The following is a 20,026-nucleotide window of genomic DNA, read 5'->3' on the forward strand; positions in this document are numbered from 1 at the left end:
CGAAGGGCCAGGCCTGCCCTGGGGTGCCCGGACAGAAGGAATCATGCCCCAACGGGGCAGCCGAAATTACTGCGGGGTGCCGCGACGGCCGCCGTCGGTTTTCGTGTGCCCCCGCGCGGGCAAGCCCGCGCGAAGAAAGGCGGCAGCAAGCTACCGCACTCCAAGGCGCTGCGCGCTGCGCGGACCCGGGGCGGCGGGGAGAGGCGGGGGCCAGGAAAGAAGCGCCCGGGGGATTAGTGGTACCATCTGCGGAACGGCGGGACGGAAGCGGCCAGGCTGGAGCCTGGCGGCCCCAGGGGGCGGGCATGGCGGGCGGTGGCGGGCGGTTGGCGGTGCGGGTGATGACGTTCCGGACAAGGCCGGCGGGACGCCGGCGCCACGGGCGGGCATGGCGGGCGGTTGGCGGTGCGGGTGATGACGTTCCGGACAAGGCCGGCGGGACGCCGGCGCCACGGGCGGGCATGCCGGGCGGTGGCGGGTGTTGCGGGTGTCATGGGCGTTTTATTGGAGGGTTTGTCTTGACCCGTGCTTGGACGCGCATAGACCACGGTGTTGCGGCCGTGGGGAACGGGCTGGTGGAGCGGCGGTGGTCGCTGTTTTTGGGGCGGCTGGAGGAGCTGCACCAGGTGTTTCCCGGGCGGGGGTATGTGGAGTGGCTGGAGGGGCCGGGGCATGACTTGGACCCCGCGGATTTTGGCGCGGGGGAGGGGCCAAGGACGGTGCCGGAGTGGAGCGAGTCGTGTTCGGCCTTCGGCGCGCAGCTCACGCTGCGGCGCATGGCGGGGCCGCTGGTGTTCATGATGGACGTGACGGCGCCGCACGGGCTGCCGGCGTTTGTCCGCGAGACGCGGGTGCTGAACGCGGGGTCCGCGCCGGTGACGGTGCCGCAGGCGGTGCTGGAGAGCCTGCCGCTGCGCCGCGACGGCGCGGGGGTGCTGGACCCGGACGGCGCGCGGCATGCGGAGGGGCTGGCGGTGGAGGCGGGGGCCTTTGCCCCCGTGGCGGCGGAGCTGAAGGGGCTGGGCGGGATCGGCGTGCTGCTGGGCGCGGCGGCCCCGCTGCGCTACGAGCTGTTTTCCCCGGACGCGGCGCGCTGCGTGGCGCGCCTGCCGGGGCCGCTGACGCTGGCGCCGGGCCGGGGATGGCGGGGTCCGGCGGTGTTTACGGTGTTTTACCAGGGCGCGCCCGGCGCGGGGACCCGGCGGGTTCTGCGGGAGCTGGCGTGCCTTCTGGAAGAGCGGGAGCGCGGTCCGGAGAAGGACGGCGCCCCGCCGGAAAGGGTTGAATGACATCCTCTGAAGAGGTTTTCACCTGCGACATCACCGCCCTGGCCACGGGCGGCGACGGCCTGGGCCGCGTGGACGGGCGGGTGTGCTTTGTGCCCTTCGCCTACCCCGGCGACCGGGTGCGCGCGCGGGTGGTCCGCCGCACGCCCAAGGCATGGTGGGGCGCGCTGGAGGCGGTGGAGACGCCGTCGCCGGACCGCATCCCCTGCCTGGAGGGGAGGACGGAGGCCGACGCCGCGTATGTCTGGGGCGAGCTGGCCTACGACGCCCAGACCGTGTGGAAGCGGCGGATTGTCGCCGACTGCCTGGCGCGCATCGGGAAGATCGCTGTGGAGGTGGAATGGGTGGCCGACCCGGCGTCCCGCCACGGCTACCGCACGCGCGCGGAATTCCACGGCGACGGCCGCCATGTGGGCTACTTCGCCCACGGCACCCGCGAGATCGTGCCGGTGGCGTCCTGCCCCCTCTGCCACGACGCGGTGAACGCCGTGCTCGCGGAGCTGGGCCCGACGCGGATCAAGGGCTCCGTCACCGTGACGGCGCACCCGGAGACCGGGGAGACGATGCTGTGGGCCTCTCCGGGGATGGGGCCGTACCTGTCGCGGCGTTTTGCCAACGTGAACGCCCCGCGGGACCCCCGGCCCCGCGCGCGCTTCGTGGTGGACGGGGTGCCCGTGGTGAACGGGACCTTCTGCCAGTCGAGCCTGACGCTCAACCGCCTGCTGGTGGGGACGGTGCGGGAGATGGCCGGGGACTGCGGCTCCCTGCTTGACCTGTACTGCGGCAGCGGCAACCTGTCGCTGGGCCTGGCCCGGGCGGGGGTCCGTGTGACGGGCATGGACCACGCGGGGGCGGCGGTGCGGGCGGCGGCGGAGACCGGCGCGGGCGACTACCGGGCGGGGGACGAGGCGGCCATGTGCGCCCTGGCGGCGGGGCGGCGGTGGGACACGGTGGTGCTGGACCCGCCGCGCGCGGGGGCGGCGGCCGTGGTGGAGGCGGCGGCGGCCGCGGCGGCGGCGCGCATCGTGTGCGTGTCCTGCGACCCCGCCACGCTGGCGCGCGACCTGGCGGCCTTTGCGGGGCTGGGCTGGCGGGTGAGACGGGCCGTGGCGCTGGACCTGTTCCCCTGCACTCCCCATGTCGAGACGGCCTGCCTGCTGGAAAGGGACTGAACGGAATGCACGGAGACGCCCCCCTTCACATCTGTGTTTATGCCGCGTCGTCATGCGCGGTGGACGAGGCCTACAAGGAGGCGGCCCGGCGGCTGGGCACGCTCATCGGCGAACGCGGCGCGACGCTGGTCTACGGCGCGGGCAACATCGGGCTCATGGGCGAATGCGCGCTGGCGGTCCACGCGGCGGGCGGGCGCGTGGTCGGCGTGATTCCCGACCGGCTGGCGGACCTGGAACTGGCCTACCGCGAGGCCGACGAGCTGGTCGTGACCGAGACCATGCGCGACCGCAAGCGGATCATGGCGGAGCGGGCGGACGCGTTTGTGGCCCTTCCGGGGAGCATCGGCACGCTGGAGGAGATGCTGGAGGTGCTCGTGCTGCGGCAGCTCGGCTACCACCGCAAGCCCTGCGCCTTCCTCAATGTTAACGGGTTCTTCGACCCCCTCTTCCAGATGTTCGCCCGGCTCGTTGAGGAGAATTTCCTCAAAGAGTCCGCCCTGGACATGTTTCACGTCTGCATGACCCCCGAGGCCGTTTTCGAGTATCTGGACAACTACACGCCCCACCAGCCCGAGCCCAAGTGGTTCTGAGCGGGGGGGGCTGACCAGTCGGACCCGTCGGACCCGTCTGACTGGTCCGATGGGGCGGAAGAATCGGACCGATCCGACGGATCCGACCGATCGGTCGGATGTTTTTCGGAGAAATATCCCCCGCACGGGGAATGTTTCCTTGGGAGTCAAGGAACCGGGGTTTTTCAACAAGGAGACACACCATGAACACCTTTGACGCCATCGAGGCCCGCCGCGCGGTGAAGCACTTTGATCCGGAGCACCGGCTCACCCCGGAGGAGGAGAAGCGGCTCTTCGAGGCGGTGTTGCTGTCCCCCACCTCCTTCAACATCCAGAACTGGCGCTTTGTCGTGGTGCGGGATTCGGCGCTCCGGGAGCAGGTCAGGGCGGCGGCGTGGAACCAGGCGCAGGTGACGGACGCGGCGCTGCTGGTGGTGCTCTGCGCCGACCTGAAATCCTGGGAGAAGTCGCCGGAGCGCTACTGGCGCACCGCGCCGCCGGAGTTCCGCGACTTCGTGGTGCCGGCCATTGACGCCTATTACCGGGGGCGCGAGGGGGTGCAGCGCGACGAGGCGATGCGCTCCTGCGGCATTGCGGCGCAGACCCTCATGCTGGCCGCCAAGACGCTGGGCTATGACTCCTGCCCCATGGTCGGCTTCGATTTCGACGCGGTGGGCAGACTGGTCAACCTGCCGGAGGACCACGTCATAGGGCTGATGGTGTCCGTGGGCAAGGCGGTGGAACCCGCCCGTCCCCGGGGCGGCCAGCTCGCGCTGGACGAGGTGGTGGTGACGGACCGGTTCGCCTGAGCAGTCCCGCAGGCATACCGTTAGCCCCCAAACAGTCGGGAATGTTCGGTTGACGGGGGACGGAGACCTGTGGTAACTTCCGGATTCGCCCTGATTCAACAGGAGACCCGGATTCCCAGTGAGACTGCCGCGAACCGGAAAATTGCGCGCCCTCGGCGCCGCGGGCCTGATCGTCCTGACACTGGCTTTTGGGCAGGGGTGCGCCCATTTGCGCGCGCCGTGGTCGGACCACGACCCCTGCCGGCCGGAAGAGACCCCCGGGGTTTCGGCCGGCCGCCCCTCGGTTTGGCCGGTGGACGCTCCGGACCGGCAGGTGGTGTCGGAATACGGGGTGCGGCGGGGGCGCAGCCGCCGTCACAAGGGGATAGACATCAAGTGCGCGGAGGGGACGCCGGTGCGGGCGACGGCGGACGGGGTGGTGACGGAGGTGCGGACCCAGGGGGCCTATGGGAAGATCATCGTGGTGGATCACGGGGACGGGTATTCCACGGCATACGCGCACCTGTGCAAGCAGCACGCAAGCCCCGGGCAGGAGGTGCGGCGGGGGGAGATTCTGGGGGGGGCCGGGCGCTCGGGCAACGCGAGCTGCACGCACCTGCACTACGAGGTGCGGCGGAACGGCACGGCGACGAACCCCCGGCCCTATCTTCCGTGACCGCCCCTGCCGACCCCCTGCCGACACGCGCCACCGTGCGGGCGTATGGTAGCATAAGCCGCCGCCCCGTGTGAAACGGGGAGCGGTTTCCGGTCCCGGCGAAGTCCGGGCCGCACGATGAAGGAGTCACGGCATGGACCGAGCGGTGCTGGACGCGTATTTCAGCGGGGACGAGCTGGCGAAGGCGCTGGAGATGACCGTCACGGAGGTGGGCACGGGCACGGCCACCGTCACCATGCCCATCCGCAAAATGCACCAGAACGGCCTGGGCAAGGCCCACGGCGGCGCGATCTTCTCCCTCGCCGACTTCTGCTTCGCCGTCGCGGCGAACAGCCACGGCCAGGTCTCCGTGGCCGCCACGGTGAGCATCAATTTCCTGCGCCCCCCGGCGGACGGCATCCTCACCGCGCGGGCCGTTGAAATCCAGCGCGGCCGCCGCCTCGGCACCTACGACGTGGACGTCACCGACGACCGCGGCAAGAAAATCGCCATCTTCCGCGGCACCGTCGCCATCATGGAGGAGACCCTCGCCAGCGTGGTTGCAAAGCGGACGACACAGGAATAGCCCATGCGCTACTGGCTGATGGCGGCGACGGCGGCGGTCCTCTTTGCGGGATCGTTTGCCGCGCGCAGCCTGCTGGTGCCGTCTTCCGGGACGGCGGCGGGGGCGGGGTCCGCCGCGCCGGGGCGGATCGTCTCGCTGTCGCCGGGCATCACGGAGTCGCTGTTCGCCGTGGGGGCGGGCGGGCAGGTCGTGGGGGTGACGACCTACTGCAACTGGCCGCCGGAGGCGCGCCCGCTGCCGCGCGTGGGCGCGTTTCTGGACACCAATTTCGAGGCCATCGTGGGCCTGGCGCCCGACCTGGTGGTGCTGATGCCGTCGCACCGGGACCACCGCGCGGAGCTGGAACGGCTCGGCCTGCGCACGGAGGTGGTGGACCAGACGCTGCTGGAGGACATCCCGGCGAGTCTGGAGCTGCTGGGGCGGCTCACGGGGCATGAGGCGGAGGGGCGGGGGGCAGCGGCGATGCTGCGCGGCCAGATCACCCGCGTGCGGGACAGGGTGCGGGGCGCGGCGCGCCCCCGCGTGCTGCTGTCCGCCGGGCGCGATCTCGCGGCCAAGCGCCTCTCGGAGGTGTATGTCGCGGGGCACCGGACCTTTCTGGGGCAGCTGCTGGACGCGGCGGGGGCGGAGAACGCCTTTCCGGACAGCGCGGTGGACTATCCGGCCCTCTCGGGCGAGGCGATCCTGCGGCTGGACCCCGACATGATTCTGGAGGTGGTGATGTCGGACACGGACATCGCGCCGGAGGACGCGGCCGCGGCCTGGCGCGGGCTGGAAGGGCTGCGCGCGGCGCGCGAGGACCGCATCGTGGTCCTTCAGGGCGCGCATCTCACCATCCCCGGCCCGCGCGTCGGCGCGGCGCTGGAGGAACTGGCCCGGGCGGTCCACCCGCAACTCGACTGGGCCGCGCCATGACCGCGCCGGCCTTCGAACTGAACGGCGTCACCCTCGCCCTGGACGGGAAACCGATCCTGGACGGCGTGGGGTTTGTCCTGGAGGCGGGCGAGTCGCTGGCGGTGATCGGGCCGAACGGCGCGGGCAAGACCACCCTGCTGCGGTGCCTGCTGCGGATGCTGTCCGGCGCGCGCGGGGAGATCCGGGTGTTCGGCGACGACCTGGCGCGGCTCCCCCGCCGCGAATTGGCGCGGCGCGTGGCCTATGTGCCGCAGGCGGAGGGCCGCGCGCTCCCCTTCACAGCGCGCGAGTTCATGCTCATGGCGCGCTACCCGCACCTGGACGCCTTCGGGCGGCCGGGCCGCGCGGACGAGGAGGCGGTGGCGCGCGCCGCGGAGCGCTGCGGCGTGGCCGCATTCCTCGACCGGCGCATGGACACCCTCAGCGGCGGCGAGCGGCAGACGGTCTTCGTGGCCGCCGCCGTGGCGCAGGCGCCGCGCGCGCTGCTGCTTGACGAGCCGTCCACCTTCCTCGACTACCGGCACCAGGCGGCGCTGGGCGACCTGGTGGAGGGGCTCAACCGGCGCGACGGACTCACGGTGGTCTCCGTGACCCACGACCTGAACCAGGGCGCGCTGACGGGCGGCAAGGTGCTGGCGCTGAAGGCGGGGCGGGTCGCGTTCTTCGGCGAACCCGGCGCGCTGACCGCGGACCCCGCGCTGCTGGAGGACATCTACGGCACGGGCTTCGACTTCCTCCGCCACCCGCGGACCGGCGAAGTCATTGTGGCCCCCGTGAGGGGCGCGCCATGAAGCGGAGCGTCCTGCCCATCCTGCTGATCGCCCTCGGCGCGGGGGTCTGCCTGCTGGCCGCGCCGTTCTTCGGCGTGACCACCAGCCCCCTGTCCGCCGCCCTGGACCCCTTCGGCGCGGGCATGGAGGCCGTGGTCTTCTGGCGCATCCGCGTGCCGCGCGTGCTGACCGCCTTCCTCGCGGGCGCGGGGCTGGGCGTGTGCGGCATGGCGTTCCAGGCGCTGTTCCGCAACCCCCTGGCGACGCCGTACACCCTCGGCGTGTCCAGCGGCGCGTCGCTGGGGGCGGCGCTGTACCTGCGGCTGGGGCTGGCGGGCACGCTGCTCGGCGCGGGGGGCGCGTCCGGGGCGGCCTTTGCGGGGGCGGCGGCGGCCACCCTGCTGGTGTACGGCGTGGCGCGGGCGCGCGGGGGCAGCTCCGGGGCGACGCTGCTGCTGGCGGGCGTGGCCGTGAGCTTCTTCCTGTCCAGCATGATCCTCGCAGTGCAGTACAGCGCCAACCTGCACGACTCCTTCCGCCTGCTGCGGTGGCTCATGGGCGGGCTGGGCATGGTGGGCTACGACGCCGTGCTGGGCGTGCTGCCCTTCGCGGGCACGGGCGCCGGTGTGATCGCCCTGATGACGCAGGAGCTCAACCTGGTGGCCACGGGCGAGGATCTCGCCCTGAGCCGCGGCATGGACGTGGTCCGGTTCCGGCGGCTGCTGTTTTTCGCCGTGTCGCTCACCGTGGGCGGGGTGGTGGCCGTGTGCGGGCCCATCGGCTTCGTGGGCATGATGGCCCCGCACATCTGCCGGCTGATGGTCGGGCCGGACCACCGGCGGCTCTTCCCCGCGACGCTGCTCTTCGGCGGGGCCTTCCTGACGGTGTGCGACGCCGTGGCGCGGTGCGTCCTCGCGCCGGTGGAGATTCCCGTGGGCATCGTCACGGCCATGCTCGGCGGGCCGTTTTTCCTGTGGCTGCTGCTGACGCGGCGGGAGGAGACGTTCTGACGGGCGGCGTCTGTCATGCCGCGAAAGAAGAGGGCGCAGCAAGCGGCGCCCCTACATGCGCGTACTCCAGGCATGGGCGAAAACACTGGTGTCACCGCCCGTAGGGGCGCCGCTTGCCGCGCCCCCGCCCATGCCGTGGGCATGCGCGAAGACACCGGGGCGCCCTTCCGTAGGGGCGCTGCTTGCCGCGCCCTGGAACGGACACGACCGCCTCCGTTCGCGCGGCGACCGGTCACACGGGACGGGCGCGGATGACCTCGTCGAGGTCGTAGACCCCCTCGACCTCGTGGTCCGGCGGCACGACCAGGTAGTCGGCTTCGGGCCAGTCGCCCGAGAGGAGCCCCTCGATCAGGCGGATGCTGCCCGCGATGCGGCGCAGTTCCTTGCCCTCGCCCGCGGCGAGGGCCCCGATCCGCTCATACACCCCGGCGCAGCGCGTCTCGGGCACGTCAATGAACCAGACCGACCCGCTGTCGTGGGTGACGTTCATGGTCTCGTAGATGTACTTTGCGTTCTCCTCGCCGTAGATTTCGACCAGCTTGGCCAGGTCGGGCGTGGAGCCGGTCCACTCGCGCGTGGAGCTGTCCGAGAAGACCGACGCGCCGCGCTCGGAATAGCCCGTGCTCGCCCAGGTCTGGCTCGGGTTGTCGGCGAAATGCTCCTTGAAGGCCTCCTTCGACCCGAGGAAGAGCGTGGTGCAGTCGTGGGCGCGGGGGATCACGAGGGGGAAGCGGCGCGCGCGCAGGCCGAGGGTGGCGTTGCCGCAGAGGCCGTAGCCCAGGAGCACGGCGTCATAGGCGGTCTCCCCGGCGGCGACGGCGTCAATCTGCCCCTGGAGCAGTTCCCGGAGCCGTCCCGGCGCATTGTGCTCGCCCTTCTCGGTGAACACGGGGTCCACGGTGTGCGGGGTTTTGAAGAGGCAGTAGCCCACCTCGCGGGTGAGCACGTCGCAGGAGAGCAGCTTGAAGCGCATGGCGGGGCGCCTAGTCGCGCGGCGCGGGGTCGGGGGAGAGGAGCGCTCGCTTGTCGTCCACGTCCTTAAACTCCTCCGCCGACTCCAGGGGCTCCTTCTGCTCCTCGATCACGGGCCACCGTTCGCTGAGCTCGCGGTTCAGGTCAATGTACTCGCGCCACTTCTCCGGCACCTCGTCCTCCGAGAAGATGGCGTGGACGGGGCAGGCGTCCACGCAGACGCCGCAGTCAATGCACTCCGCCGGGTCAATGGCGAGCATGTTGGCGCCCTCGTGGAAGCAGGCCACGGGGCAGACCACCACGCACTCGGTGTACTTGCACTTGATGCAGGGCTCGCAGACGATGAACGCCATGGACGGATGCACTCCCTGGGTTTCCGCGCCGGGCACAAGGCACCCGGCGGGCGCGTTCCTGATTGTAGCCCTAAACGCGGAAACCCGTCAAAATATTCGCGGGAACGGCCGACTTGAAACGGAAGCACGCAGGGTATATAACCAACGCGCGGGCCCATGAACGCCGAACGGTGGCGGACAGCCCGCCCTGAGGCCGTGGCAATGAAAAACCTCGCGCTGGACAGTGGACGGATTGCGGCGTTCTGCCGGAAATGGGATGTCGAGGAGATGTCCCTGTTTGGCTCCGTGTTGCGGGACGATTTTCGTCCGGAAAGCGACGTTGACGTGCTGGTGTCGTTCGCACCCGGCGCGGCCCGCACGCTTTTCGACCTGGTGCGGATGCGGGATGAGCTGGCCGGAATTCTCGGGAGACCGGTGGACATGGTGAGCCGGCGCGGACTGGAGTCCGGAGGCAACCCCCTTCGGCGGGAATCCATTCTGAAGTCTGCGGAGCTGGTGTATGGACCGTGACCGGACATACCTGCTGGACATTCTTGATGCGGCGCGGTTGGCTGTGCGGTATTTGGAGGGCATTTCGCTGGAAGCGTTTGTCTCCAACATGCAGCTTCAAGACGCCGTGGTGCGTCGCTTGGAGATCATGGGGGAGGCGGCGAGGAGAATGTCTCCCCAAACGAAAGAGGCCAAGCCCGACCTTCCCTGGAGGGAAATGGCCGGATTGCGCAATCTTCTCATCCACGAATACGGCGCGGTGGATATGACGCTGGTTTGGCAGACGGTACACGCCGAACTTCCGGAACTCATCCGGAAGCTTCAGGACATGACAGGGATCTGACCGGGAATCCGCGCTATCCCAGTGCCTGGGCGGGATCGAGGCAGTACGCGTTGATTTTCTCGATGTAGGGCAGCGCGTGCTCCAGGTCGAGGGCGCGGTGGTCGGCGATGATGGTCATGGGGAGGATGCTGCGCACGACGACGCGCTCCTCGCCGTCCACCATGCGGGCCACGGGCTGGCGGCAGATGGACCCCAGGCCGATGGCCGTGACCTGGGGCTCGATCAGGTCCAGCAGGGGCACGGAAATGGGGCAGTCGCGCGGCGTGGTGCTGCCGATGTTCGACACCAGGATGGTGGCGCTGAAGAGGTTTTCCGGTGTGAGCCGGTCCTCCGGCGGGGTGGCGTCCCAGCGGTGCTGCTCCTCCGGGGACACCTTGGGCAGGCGCCTGGGGCCGACGAAGTTGGCGTAAATCCGCCAGAGCACCCGCAGGTCAAACCTGAGCAGGCGGCGGACCGTGTCGCCCACGGCGGCCTTGCGCAGGAGGAGGTCCACGTTCGTGTTTGCGGCCCTGTGCGCGAGGTCCTCCATGGACGCGCAGACGGCGGCCAGGGATTTCGCGCCCACGTCGCGCACCACCGGGGTGATCATGCGGCCGTCGGCGGAGCGGAAGGGCACGGCGATGTTCACCTCATCAAAACAGGTGATGGATCCGACCGAGGCCAGGGGGCTGTAGGAGATGTGGGCGTTTAGATCCGGGGAGAACCGCAGGGCCTCGGCGACCAGTTTCAGCATGACGGCGTTGAGCGTGAGCCGGACGCCCGTGTAGGCCGGGTTCTTCTTCGCGGCCCGGAGCCAGTCGAGCACGGCGTCCACGTCCAGGTCGAGCTGCGCCGCGGCGTGGGGGGCCTTCCGCCAGCCCTCCAGCGTCTTGTTCGCCACCACGCGGCGCTGGATGTCGAAATGCTTTGTCGTGGTCCTGCGGGAAGGCACAAATTGCATGGGAATCCTTGTGGTATTGCGGAGGCGCCCCCTTCCCCCGCGGGGATGCGCAACTATACCATTTTCGGGCGGCCGCGTTCGAATAAGGCCGAAAAGGGGGCCTATTCGAGCACCGGGCCGGGCTGGAGGCAGCAGTCTTTCATCCGCTCCATGAAGGGCAGGACATGCTCCAGGTCCATCACGCGGTGGTCAAACATGATGGTCAGCGGCAGGATGCTGCGCGCGGCGACCCGTTCCTCCCCGCCTTCCCGGACCACCACGGCCCGCCGCACGACGGAACCGAGCGCGATGGCCGCGGTCTGCGGCTGGATGATGACGATCAGCGGCGCGGCGAAGTAGGTTCCGCGCGGCGCGGTGCTGCCCACATTGGAGACGAGCACGGTGGCGCTCAGGAGGTTTTCCGGCGTGACGCGCTTTTCCGGCGGCGTCTCGCGCAAGCGCCGCCGTGCGGCGGCGGACACCCGGGGCAGCCGGCCCGGCCCCAGGAAATTCGCCCACAGCCGCCAGAGCACGCGCGGGTCCAGACGGAACAGGCGGCGCAGGGTGTCGCGCACCCCCGCCTCGCGCAGGAGCAGGTCCACATCCGTGTTCGCCGCGCGCGCCCGCAGGTCCTCCATGCCCTCGCACACCCCCCGCAGCGGCAGCGCCGCCACATCCTTGAGGACCGGGGTGATCATGCGGCTGTCGGTGGAGCGGAAGGGGATGGCGATGTTCACCTCCTCGAAGCAGGTGACTCTGCCCACGGCGGACTGCCGGCCGTAGCTGACATGGGCGTTCATCTCGGGCGCCGCGCGCAGGGCCTCCGCCACCAGCTTGAGCAGGACCGCGTTCATGGTGACCCGGACCCCCCCGAAGGCCGGGTCCGTCTTCGCGGCGCGGACCCAGTCCAGCACGGGGTCCACCTCCAGCTCCAGCAGCAGCGAGACGTGGGGGGCCTCCTGCCAGCCCTCCAGCGTCTTGTTCGCGACGACGCGCCGCTGGATGTCGAAATACTCCGTGGTGGTCTTGCGGGACGGGATGAACTGCATGGCGTTCTCCTTCTGGACAGGATGGCGAATTATACGCTTTCTGTGCGGCGCGCGGCCCCTTTTGGTATATAATACGCCCTGCGGCCCGCCCGTTCGGGGCGGGTGGAAGGATTTGGAACGTGCTGTTCAGAAGGGCAAGAAAGGCGCCGCCGCCCAGCGTGCGCGACCGGATCGCGTCGGAGCCGAAGTTCCGCGTGCATGATCTGGACGCCTCGGCCGCCGCCTTCGCGAAGGACGACGGCGCCGTGCTCACGGTCACCTTCGAGATGATGAAGAAGGGCTCCCTCGTCCAGCGGCGGGGCCGCGATGTCCGCCAGATTGTGGTCATCGTGGACAACTCGGCCAAGGTGGTCAACAGCGGTGACCAGGTGAGCCACGACACCTACCGCGCCCTGGTCAAGGCGAACGTCATTGACCCGGTGCCCGGCCTCGAACAGGACGCCTGAGGCCCCGTTCCGGTGATCCGGGCCCCGGGCGCGCGGCAACCCCAAGGAGCGGCAACATGGCGATCGCGGCCTGGCTGTGCGCGGCGGGCGTGTGGACGATGACGGGCGCGGCGGACCCCGGCCTGCTGGCGGGCGCGGCCCGCGCGGGCATCACGCCCCTCGAGGCAAACCCGCCCACCCAGCTCGGCGGCTACGGCGACCGCGCCGGAAAACCCGCCGAAGGCGTCCATGACACCCTGTGGGCCAAGGCCCTCGTTTTCGACTTCGGCGGGGAAATCTCCGCCGTCCTCACCAACGACCACATCGGCTACATTCTCACGGCGGGGGAGTACGCGAAAAGCGGCTACGAGGTCACCGCCTCCTTCTACGGCCCCGGCCTCGCCGACACCCTTCTCGCCGCCGCCGGAAACCTGGCAAGGACGGAGTGAGGGCGATCGCACGAGACGGCCCTTCGAGAAGCGCCTGCGAGCGGCATGAACGTCCCTCGGTCATGTGATTTTGTCTTTGTTGTCCCAACGGGACATCCGAATATAGCCCAGGGCAGGCCGCCGCCCGAAGGGCCAGGCCTGCCCTGGGGAGGTTACACCCTAAAGACTTGCCCTGAAGGGGCAGCCGAAATTCGCACGCATGGAAAAGGCTAGGCAGGCAGGACGCCTGCGGTACGGAAGGCACCCCGTCGCCCCTTTTTATGCCGCCGACGGCCCGCCGCAGGCAATGGAACAGACGCTTTTCAGAAAGCGTGTGGGGATTGTGGCGCGGCTGCCGTGGGTGCGCGCCTCGTGTTCATCCGCCCTCTCTGGGATACAATGTCCCCCGAAACGGGTTGGGAAAAAACGCGTGCCAGGCGGGAACCATTGATGATGGAAGAGATTGTCTTTCTGGTGACAGAGGTGCCGGAGGGCGGGCACACCGCCAGAGCCGTTGGGCTTTCCCTTTTCACCGAGGCCGCGACGCTTGACGAACTGCGGCTTCAAGTCCGAGACTGTGTGCAATGCCACTTTTCCGGAGACAAGACGCCGGAGAGGATTCTTCTCCAGTGGACGGACGGGAAGACTGTTGACGCGTGACGCCCCCTTCCGGGGCGCGCGCAGGAAAGGCTGCATCATGCAGGTGATCATCCGCGAGACGAAGGAGGCCGCCACCGAGCTGGCGGCGCAGGTGGTGGCGCGGCAGCTGGCGCGCAAGCCGAACACGGTGCTGGGGCTGGCCACGGGCCGCACCATGGAGGGGCTCTACGCCCGCCTGGTCCGCATGCACCGGGAGGAGGGGCTGGACTTCTCCCTCGCCGTCACGTTCAACCTCGACGAGTATGTGGGCCTGCCGCCGGACAATCCCGGCTCGTACCGGTACTACATGAACCACCATCTTTTCGGCCATGTGAACATTGACGGGCGCAACACGCACCTGCCCGACGGCATGGCGGCGGACCCCGAGGCCGCGGGCGGGGCCTATGACGCCCTCATCAAGGACCACGGCGGCATAGACCTCCAGATCCTCGGCATCGGCAAGTCGGGCCACATCGGGTTCAACGAGCCCCTGTCCGCCATGTTTTCGCGCACCCGCGTGAAGGCCCTCACGCCGCAGACGGTGGCGCAGAACGCCCCCCTCTTCCCCCGCCCGGAGGACATGCCCCGCCTTGCGGTGACGATGGGGGTGGGCACGATCCTCGAGGCGGACCGCGTCCTCGGCCTGGTCACGGGGGACTCCAAGGCCGAAGTCTTTGCCAAGGCGGTCGAGGGGCCCGTCACCTCCATGATCTCCGCCACGGCCCTCCAGCTCCACGCCAACTGCACCATGGTCTGCGACGCCGGGGCCGCCGCCCTCCTCACCCAGCGCGACTACTATGGGTGGATCTTCGAAAACGACCCCCAGTGGGCCGACTTCCGGTAGAAACCACGGCGGGCGGCCCGGGGGTGGCATTCCCCGGCGGGAATTTTGTATACTAGGCGCCGTTTTTCCAGTAGTCTGCGGGGCACCGCTGTCCCTGTCGCGGTCGGCCGGGCCGGGATGCGCCCGCAAACGCGCAAGGAACCCCAGAACGTGCCGGAATTCGCCGAACGCAGCTCCAGGGAACTGGTGGAGACGGGAACCGTGCTCGCGCCGAAGTTTGACGCGGACGGCCTGATCCCCGCGGTGACGACGGATTACGCGACGGGCGAGCTGCTGATGGTGGCCTACATGAACGCCGAGGCGTTCAAAAAGACCATCGAGCTCGGCGAGGCGGTGTACTGGAGCCGGAGCCGGAAGGAAATCTGGCACAAGGGCGCGACGAGCGGCCTGGTGCAGAAGGTCCGGGAAATCCGGGTGGACTGCGACCAGGACGCCGTGTGGCTCCGGGTGGAGTCGGTGGGCGGGGCCTGCTGCCATGTGGGCTACCGGTCCTGCTTCTACCGGTCGGTGCCCGCAGGCGGCGGCGGCGCGGAGTACGCCCTGGTGTACGAGGAGACGGAAAAGGCCTTCGACCCCGAGAAGGTGTACGGAAAGAAATGAACGCGGCCCCCCGGGGCCGGAGAGTAAAAGGAGCGGCAAGCGATGGCAGCGAAGAGCAAAGGCAACAGGGAGTACGTGATCCTGGAATGCACCGAGGCGCCGGGCACCTCCCGTTACATGACCCAGAAGAACAAGCGGAACAACCCCGAGCGCATGGAGCTCAAGAAGTTCAACCCGACCCTGCGCAAGGTGACGGTGCACCGCGAGAAGAAGTAGGCTTTTCCCTTTTTGGTGACCCTGTATTGGGGCCGGGGCGGATTCCATCGGTTTCCGTCCCGGCCTTTCTTTTGCGCCGGGGCCGCTCAGGCGCCCGCGCGCTCCTTGAGCTTGCGCACAAACTCCCGCGCCCGCGCCCGGTGCTCCTCCGTCACGGAGAAGGCCACGGCGGCCAGCGCGGCGGTGAGCACGCCCAGGTCGTCCATGAATCCCGTGACGGGGAGAAAGTCGGGCACGGCGTCGGTGGGCACGATGAAGTAGCCCAGGGCGCCGTAGATCACCGTGCGCGCCCAGCCGGGGGTCTTCTCGTCGCGGGCGGCGAAGAAGAGCTGGAGGGCCAGCTCCAGCACCCGCTCCCCCGCCTGCTGGAACGACGCCCGCGCCTTGTCCCAGAACTTCTCCTCGCCGTACTCCCTGCCGTATTCGCCGGGGTCCTTCGGCTCTTCCATGTCGCTCTCCCTGCCTTCCGCCGCCCTCAGGGCGTGCGGTAGCGTTTCGGGTCTATGCCGTGGCGGTCCACCCGCAGCCCCATGAGGCGCTCCGAGACCCCGAGCTGCCGGGCCGCCTTCGCCTTGTTCCCCCGCGAGTCCTTGAGCGCCTCGATGATCATCTCGCGCTCCACCCGGTCCAGCGTCTCCTCCAGCGTGCCGCTCATGACCGTGTTGCTGGCCTCGGAGGTCTGGAGCGTCGGCGGCAGGTGGTGCCCGTGGACCACGTCGTCGTTCGTCAGCAGCACGGCCCGCTCGATGCAGTTCTCCAGCTCGCGCACGTTGCCGGGCCAGTGGTAGGCCATGAGCATGTCAATGGCGGGCGTCGAGACGCGCCGGACGTACTTGTTGTTCTCCTTGCCGTACTTCTCGACGAAGAAGTTGGCCAGTTCCAGGATGTCCGTGCGGCGCTCGCGCAGGGCCGGCACGAAGATGGGGAACACGTTCAGGCGGTAGTAGAGGTCCTGCCGGAAGCCCCCGGTCGTCATCGCCTCCTCCAGGTTGCGGTTCGTTGCGGCGATGACGCGCACGTTGACCTTGACGGTCTCCTCGCCGCCCACGCGCTCGAACTCCTTCTCCTGGAGCACGCGCAGCAGGCGGATCTGCGTCTGCGGCGTCAGGTCCCCGATCTCGTCCAGGAAGATCGTGCCCCGGTGGGCCATCTCGAAGCGGCCCTCGCGCCGGCGCACCGCGCCGGTGAACGCGCCCTTCTCGTGGCCGAAGAGCTCGCTCTCGATGATGTTCTCCGGCAGGGCCGCGCAGTTCACCCGGATGAACGGCTTCGCCGCCCGGTCGCTGTTGTAGTGGATCGCCTGGGCCACCAGCTCCTTGCCCACGCCGCTCTCGCCCCGGATGAGCACCGTCGCCTCGCTGCGGGCCACCTGGAGGATCAGGTCAAACACCGTCTGCATCGCCTTGGACCGGCCGATCATGTTCGCCGGGCGGAACCGCGCCTGCAGCTCCTGCTGGAGCCGCGCGTTTTCCGACAGCAGCCGCTCGTACTCCTCCTGCGTCTCCTGGCGCAGGCGCACCGACCCCGCGATCATGGACGCGATGATCTGGAGCAGGCGGATGTCCTCCTCCAGCGACACCTCGGACCCGAAGACCCGGTCCGCGCTGAGGGTGCCCAGGACGGTGGACTCCATCTTGATGGGCACGCAGAGGTAGGACACCTCCTTGCGGTTCACCGTGCCCCGCGCGTTGGTGCGGTTGAGGAACAGCGGCTCCTCCGAGGTCTTCGGGATGACCATCGGCCGCCCCGACTGCGCCACCCGCCCGATCACGCCCTCGCCCGGCTTGTAGCGTCCGCGCGCGAGCTGCTCGTCCGTCAGCCCGTGGGCCACGCAGGTCACCACCTCGTCCAGATCCCGGTTCAGCAGGGCGATGGTTCCGCGGAGCATGCCCGTGTGTTTCGCCATCGCCTTCAGCACCGGCCCCAGCTCGTCCCGCAGGTCCATGCTGCGGTCCAGAATCTGGCTGATCTCAAACAGCAGCGCCAGCTCGGCGAGTTCTCGGCGGATTTTCGGCTTCTCGGTGCTCATGCGCCCCTTTCCCGGGTTGCGCGCGGAAGGCTACCGCGCGGTCAAACATACCAAGATGTAGGAATGGTATGCTCCGGGCGGGGGGCGTGTCAACCAAAGGGGGGCCGGACAGACCATTCGGGCGGGTCGGACAGGTCGGACCCGTCTGACCTCACCCCAGGGCGACGTCGAGGAGCATCATGAGGGCAAACCCGGCGAGGAGGCCGATGGTGGGGACATCGGTGCCCCGGCGCTGGGACTCGGGGATGAGCTCCTCGGCGACGACGAAGATCATGGCGCCTGCGGCGAAGGCGAGGGCGTAGGGGAGGATGGGCTGCATGAGGAGGACGAGGGCCGCGCCCGCGACGGCGGCCAGGGGCTCGACGGCGCCGGAGGCGGCGCCGTAGGCCGCGCAGCGCCACGCGGAGAGGCCCTCGCGGCGCATGGGCAGGGAGACGGCGGCGCCCTCGGGGAAGTTCTGGAGGCCGATGCCGAGGGCGAGGGCGAGGGCGCCCGCGACGGTGGCGCCGGCCATGCCGCTGGCGGCGGCGCCGAAGGCCACGCCCACGGCGAGCCCCTCGGGGATGTTGTGCAGTGTCACGGCCAGCACCAGCAGCGTGCTCCGCCGCCAGGAGGTGGGGATGCCCTCCTCCTCCCCCTTCTTGCGGTCGGGGTGGAGGTGGGGGAGTATCTTGTCCACGAGCATGAGCGCGCCGCCGCCGGCGAGGAATCCGATGACGGCGGGCAGCCAGGGGACGCCGCCCATGGCCTCGCTCATCTCGATGGCCGGGGCCAGGAGCGACCAGAAGCTGGCGGCGATCATGACGCCCGCCGCGGCGCCCAGGCACCCGTCGAGGAAGTCGCGGTTGACCTCGCGGGTGAAGAAGACGGGCAGCGCGCCCAGGGCGGTCATGCCGAAGGTGAACATGCCGGCGAGAAACGCCTGCATGACGGGGTGCAGCCCTGTCAGAAAGTCCATGCCCGGCTCCCTATTCGGTTGCCCATTCCACGGCGCGGTACGCGCCGTGGTACACCCCGGCGCGGTCCTGCCGCAGGATGCTGTCGCACCACAGCGAGAGGAGGTCGCCGCCGCCGAGGAGCAGGTCGAGCGCCTGGAGAGTCTCGGCCGTGCCCGCGCACTCCTGCGACCCCGCGCCCAGCTCCGCGCCGCGGATCGCGCCCCAGGCCTCGTGGCCGCCCACCCGCTCCAGAAACAGCGTGGGGATGGGATAATACGCCAGCTCGCTCGGCTTGGTCATCAGGACGTCGCTGGCGCGCATGAGCGCGTTCGTGGCGTAGACCGCCGCGTAGATGTCCCGGTGCAGGAAGGTGTGCAGGCCCGACGCCTCCCCCTCCAGGGCGTCCTCGGCGAAGCGCGCCGTCCCGTCCCAGTCCGTGTGGCGCACCGCAATCTCCGCCGCGCCGGGCGCCGCCCGCATCACCCGCTCCTCGATCTTCGCGTGGTCGCCGAAGTTCAGGAACAGCGCAACCGACTTCTCGCGCAGGCGCGGCAGCAGATGGCGCAGGACCGCCGCCACCAGCGGGGCCTGGGCCCCCGCGCCGCCTACGGACAGCAGGAGGCGCCGGGGGGCGCGCGCCTCCAGCCGCGCCAGCCGCGCGCCGCAGTCCGCCTCGATGTTCGCCGCCAGCTCGTGGTCCACATAGTGCCCGGCCATGCGCAGGTGCGACGCGGGCACCCCGCAGGGGACTTCGCCCCGGCGGCCCATGCCGCGCAGGGTGCGGAAGCCGAAATAGGCCGAGGGCGTCTGCACCGTCTGGAACGCGCCGGGGGCGAGGTGGAAGCCCAGCGGGCAGTTGTCGGGGATCACGTTTACCACGCGGCGCAGCCCGGCCTTGACGGCGGCGTGGGCGGTGAAGGGGTGCGTGGCGAGGAAGGGCGTGTCCGGCGGGAGGGCGCCGTAGACGTCCGAGAAGAGGCCGCACAGCTCCATGACCGGGTAGTTCTTCTCCAGCCGCCGGTACCACCTGCCCATGAGCGGGTCCCACACGAGGCGGTTGAAGGCCCGCGACTTCTGGCTGATGCGCGAGCCGAGGGAGTACCACCTGTCCATCTCGCGGATGACCTTCTCCCCCGTCGAGTCGAAGTTGAGCAGGTCGAACCAGTACGGGGTGAGGCCCATGGAGGCCGCCGCCGATGCCAGCGCCAGGCCGATGCGGTAGTGGCCGTAGCCCATGCGGATGGTGCCGATGAACACGCCGTTCTCGCAGTCCGGCTCGGGGCCGCCCGGGCGCGAGACCACGGTCTTCAGCCCCAGGTAGGGGCCGATGACCGGGTTGTCCTCGACTGCGAGGGGGTACTGCCGCCCCTCCTCATGGCGGAACCGCCGCGCGAGGCGCGCCCGGAGCCGCTCCCCCTGCCGCACGCGCCGCGCGCCGATGACATTCCCAAACACCCGCACCGTTCCGCCGTCCGCCATGGGGCACCTCCTGCGTTCGTATGCCATCCATCCAACCCTGGGCCCATTCTACCCGGAGTCCGCGCCGCAAACCAACGCGCCGCCCCCTGACCGCCGGATAAGCGACGGCCCATCTGTTCGCTCCAGGGCGCGGCAAGCGGCGCCCCTACGGGTGCATACCAGAGGGGTGGGCTGGCAGGGGCGCCGCTTGCCGCGCCCTCTTCGCATGCGCGGGAGAGCCTGCCGGTCCCGCCCGTGGGGGCGCCGCTTGCCGCGCCCTCTTCGCATGCGTGGGAGAGCCTGCCGGTCCCGCCCGTAGGGGCGCCGCCTGCCGCGCCCGCTTCGCATGCGCGGGAGAGCCTGCCGGTCCCGCCCGTAGGGGCGCCGCTTGCCGCGCCCTCTTCGCATGCGTGGGAGAGCCTGCCGGTCCCGCCCGTAGGGGCGCCGCTTGCCGCGCCCGCTTCGCATGCGCGGGAGAGCCTGCCGGTCCCGCCCGTAGGGGCGCCGCTTGCCGCGCCCTCTTCTTTTCGTGCGGAATCGTCCAGCACAGCGGGTGAGGGGCATGCCTTTCAC

Annotated in this window: 24 protein-coding genes; 16 read left to right on the forward strand and 8 right to left on the reverse strand. The window is 69.9% G+C overall.

What is annotated here, in order from left to right; all coding sequences use genetic code 11:
• The first annotated feature begins 518 nt into the window (after positions 1-518).
• The 9 genes from GXY15_14930 to GXY15_14970 all read left to right on the forward strand — a co-directional run bounded on the left by GXY15_14930 (position 519) and on the right by GXY15_14970 (position 7,751).
• A complete protein-coding gene (locus tag GXY15_14930) occupies positions 519-1,289 on the forward strand; it encodes a hypothetical protein (protein NLV42504.1) in 771 nt (256 codons plus the stop codon).
• Positions 1,286-2,458, forward strand: coding sequence for a class I SAM-dependent RNA methyltransferase (locus GXY15_14935; protein NLV42505.1), 1,173 nt, complete (start codon positions 1,286-1,288; stop codon positions 2,456-2,458). The genes GXY15_14930 and GXY15_14935 overlap by 4 nt, the downstream gene beginning before the upstream one ends.
• 5 nt (positions 2,459-2,463) lie before the next feature.
• Positions 2,464-3,048 carry a TIGR00730 family Rossman fold protein gene (locus GXY15_14940; protein NLV42506.1) on the forward strand — a complete coding sequence of 195 codons (585 nt, stop codon included), beginning with the start codon at positions 2,464-2,466 and terminating at the stop codon, positions 3,046-3,048.
• A gap of 182 nt (positions 3,049-3,230) precedes the next feature.
• A complete protein-coding gene (locus GXY15_14945) occupies positions 3,231-3,836 on the forward strand; it encodes a nitroreductase family protein (GenBank protein ID NLV42507.1) in 606 nt (201 codons plus the stop codon).
• 118 nt (positions 3,837-3,954) lie between these two features.
• The gene (locus GXY15_14950) at positions 3,955-4,491 is read left to right on the forward strand and encodes a M23 family metallopeptidase (protein NLV42508.1); all 537 of its coding nucleotides are present in this window, start codon (positions 3,955-3,957) and stop codon (positions 4,489-4,491) included.
• Positions 4,492-4,624: 133 nt separating this feature from the next.
• Positions 4,625-5,056, forward strand: coding sequence for a hotdog fold thioesterase (locus tag GXY15_14955; GenBank protein NLV42509.1), 432 nt, complete (start codon positions 4,625-4,627; stop codon positions 5,054-5,056).
• Positions 5,057-5,059: 3 nt separating this feature from the next.
• Complete coding sequence (locus GXY15_14960) at positions 5,060-5,971, forward strand: ABC transporter substrate-binding protein (protein ID NLV42510.1); 912 nt, start codon at positions 5,060-5,062, stop codon at positions 5,969-5,971.
• Positions 5,968-6,762 carry an ABC transporter ATP-binding protein gene (locus tag GXY15_14965; GenBank protein NLV42511.1) on the forward strand — a complete coding sequence of 265 codons (795 nt, stop codon included), beginning with the start codon at positions 5,968-5,970 and terminating at the stop codon, positions 6,760-6,762. The genes GXY15_14960 and GXY15_14965 overlap by 4 nt, the downstream gene beginning before the upstream one ends.
• Complete coding sequence (locus tag GXY15_14970; protein ID NLV42512.1) at positions 6,759-7,751, forward strand: iron ABC transporter permease; 993 nt, start codon at positions 6,759-6,761, stop codon at positions 7,749-7,751. The genes GXY15_14965 and GXY15_14970 overlap by 4 nt, the downstream gene beginning before the upstream one ends.
• A 232-nt stretch (positions 7,752-7,983) precedes the next feature.
• Here GXY15_14970 and GXY15_14975 read toward each other — a convergent pair whose 3' ends face one another.
• Complete coding sequence (locus tag GXY15_14975) at positions 7,984-8,724, reverse strand: DUF1638 domain-containing protein (protein ID NLV42513.1); 741 nt, start codon at positions 8,722-8,724, stop codon at positions 7,984-7,986.
• Between the two features lie 10 nt (positions 8,725-8,734).
• Entirely contained in the window at positions 8,735-9,076 is a 342-nt protein-coding gene (locus GXY15_14980) for a ferredoxin family protein (protein NLV42514.1), read from the reverse strand.
• 201 nt (positions 9,077-9,277) lie between these two features.
• On the opposite strand from GXY15_14980, the gene GXY15_14985 reads away from it, so the two are divergent.
• Together GXY15_14985 and GXY15_14990 are read left to right on the forward strand one after the other, a co-directional pair.
• Entirely contained in the window at positions 9,278-9,586 is a 309-nt protein-coding gene (locus tag GXY15_14985; protein ID NLV42515.1) for a nucleotidyltransferase family protein, read from the forward strand.
• Positions 9,576-9,908, forward strand: coding sequence for a DUF86 domain-containing protein (locus GXY15_14990; protein NLV42516.1), 333 nt, complete (start codon positions 9,576-9,578; stop codon positions 9,906-9,908). The genes GXY15_14985 and GXY15_14990 overlap by 11 nt, the downstream gene beginning before the upstream one ends.
• A gap of 13 nt (positions 9,909-9,921) precedes the next feature.
• On the opposite strand, the gene GXY15_14995 is transcribed toward GXY15_14990, so the two are convergent.
• Both GXY15_14995 and GXY15_15000 read right to left on the reverse strand, forming a co-directional pair.
• Positions 9,922-10,848, reverse strand: a complete 927-nt coding sequence (locus GXY15_14995) for a 2-oxo acid dehydrogenase subunit E2 (GenBank protein ID NLV42517.1) — start codon at positions 10,846-10,848, stop codon at positions 9,922-9,924.
• A 101-nt stretch (positions 10,849-10,949) separates the two neighbouring features.
• Positions 10,950-11,876, reverse strand: coding sequence for a 2-oxo acid dehydrogenase subunit E2 (locus GXY15_15000; protein NLV42518.1), 927 nt, complete (start codon positions 11,874-11,876; stop codon positions 10,950-10,952).
• Positions 11,877-11,995: 119 nt separating this feature from the next.
• On the opposite strand from GXY15_15000, the gene GXY15_15005 reads away from it, so the two are divergent.
• From GXY15_15005 to rpmG, 5 genes are all read left to right on the forward strand, one after another.
• The gene (locus tag GXY15_15005) at positions 11,996-12,322 is read left to right on the forward strand and encodes a hypothetical protein (protein ID NLV42519.1); all 327 of its coding nucleotides are present in this window, start codon (positions 11,996-11,998) and stop codon (positions 12,320-12,322) included.
• 56 nt (positions 12,323-12,378) lie between these two features.
• Entirely contained in the window at positions 12,379-12,750 is a 372-nt protein-coding gene (locus GXY15_15010; protein NLV42520.1) for a hypothetical protein, read from the forward strand.
• Between the two features lie 676 nt (positions 12,751-13,426).
• On the forward strand, positions 13,427-14,212 hold the full coding sequence (gene nagB / locus GXY15_15015) for a glucosamine-6-phosphate deaminase (protein NLV42521.1): 786 nt from the start codon (positions 13,427-13,429) through the stop codon (positions 14,210-14,212).
• A 117-nt stretch (positions 14,213-14,329) separates the two neighbouring features.
• Positions 14,330-14,812 (forward strand): phosphoribosyl-AMP cyclohydrolase, encoded by a 483-nt coding sequence (hisI, locus tag GXY15_15020; protein ID NLV42522.1) that lies wholly within the window; start codon positions 14,330-14,332, stop codon positions 14,810-14,812.
• A 42-nt stretch (positions 14,813-14,854) separates the two neighbouring features.
• Entirely contained in the window at positions 14,855-15,028 is a 174-nt protein-coding gene (gene rpmG / locus GXY15_15025) for a 50S ribosomal protein L33 (protein NLV42523.1), read from the forward strand.
• A gap of 86 nt (positions 15,029-15,114) precedes the next feature.
• On the opposite strand, the gene GXY15_15030 is transcribed toward rpmG, so the two are convergent.
• From GXY15_15030 to GXY15_15045, 4 genes are all read right to left on the reverse strand, one after another.
• On the reverse strand, positions 15,115-15,477 hold the full coding sequence (locus GXY15_15030; GenBank protein NLV42524.1) for a DUF1232 domain-containing protein: 363 nt from the start codon (positions 15,475-15,477) through the stop codon (positions 15,115-15,117).
• Between the two features lie 26 nt (positions 15,478-15,503).
• On the reverse strand, positions 15,504-17,057 hold the full coding sequence (gene nifA, locus GXY15_15035) for a nif-specific transcriptional activator NifA (protein ID NLV42525.1): 1,554 nt from the start codon (positions 17,055-17,057) through the stop codon (positions 15,504-15,506).
• A gap of 151 nt (positions 17,058-17,208) precedes the next feature.
• Positions 17,209-18,015: a ZIP family metal transporter gene (locus GXY15_15040; GenBank protein ID NLV42526.1), complete on the reverse strand. Its 807-nt coding sequence runs from the start codon at positions 18,013-18,015 to the stop codon at positions 17,209-17,211.
• Between the two features lie 10 nt (positions 18,016-18,025).
• Positions 18,026-19,474 carry a hypothetical protein gene (locus GXY15_15045; GenBank protein ID NLV42527.1) on the reverse strand — a complete coding sequence of 483 codons (1,449 nt, stop codon included), beginning with the start codon at positions 19,472-19,474 and terminating at the stop codon, positions 18,026-18,028.
• Between the last annotated feature and the right edge of the window lie 552 nt (positions 19,475-20,026).

This window comes from Candidatus Hydrogenedentota bacterium (assembly GCA_012730045.1).
Lineage (GTDB): Bacteria > Hydrogenedentota > Hydrogenedentia > Hydrogenedentales > CAITNO01 > JAAYBR01.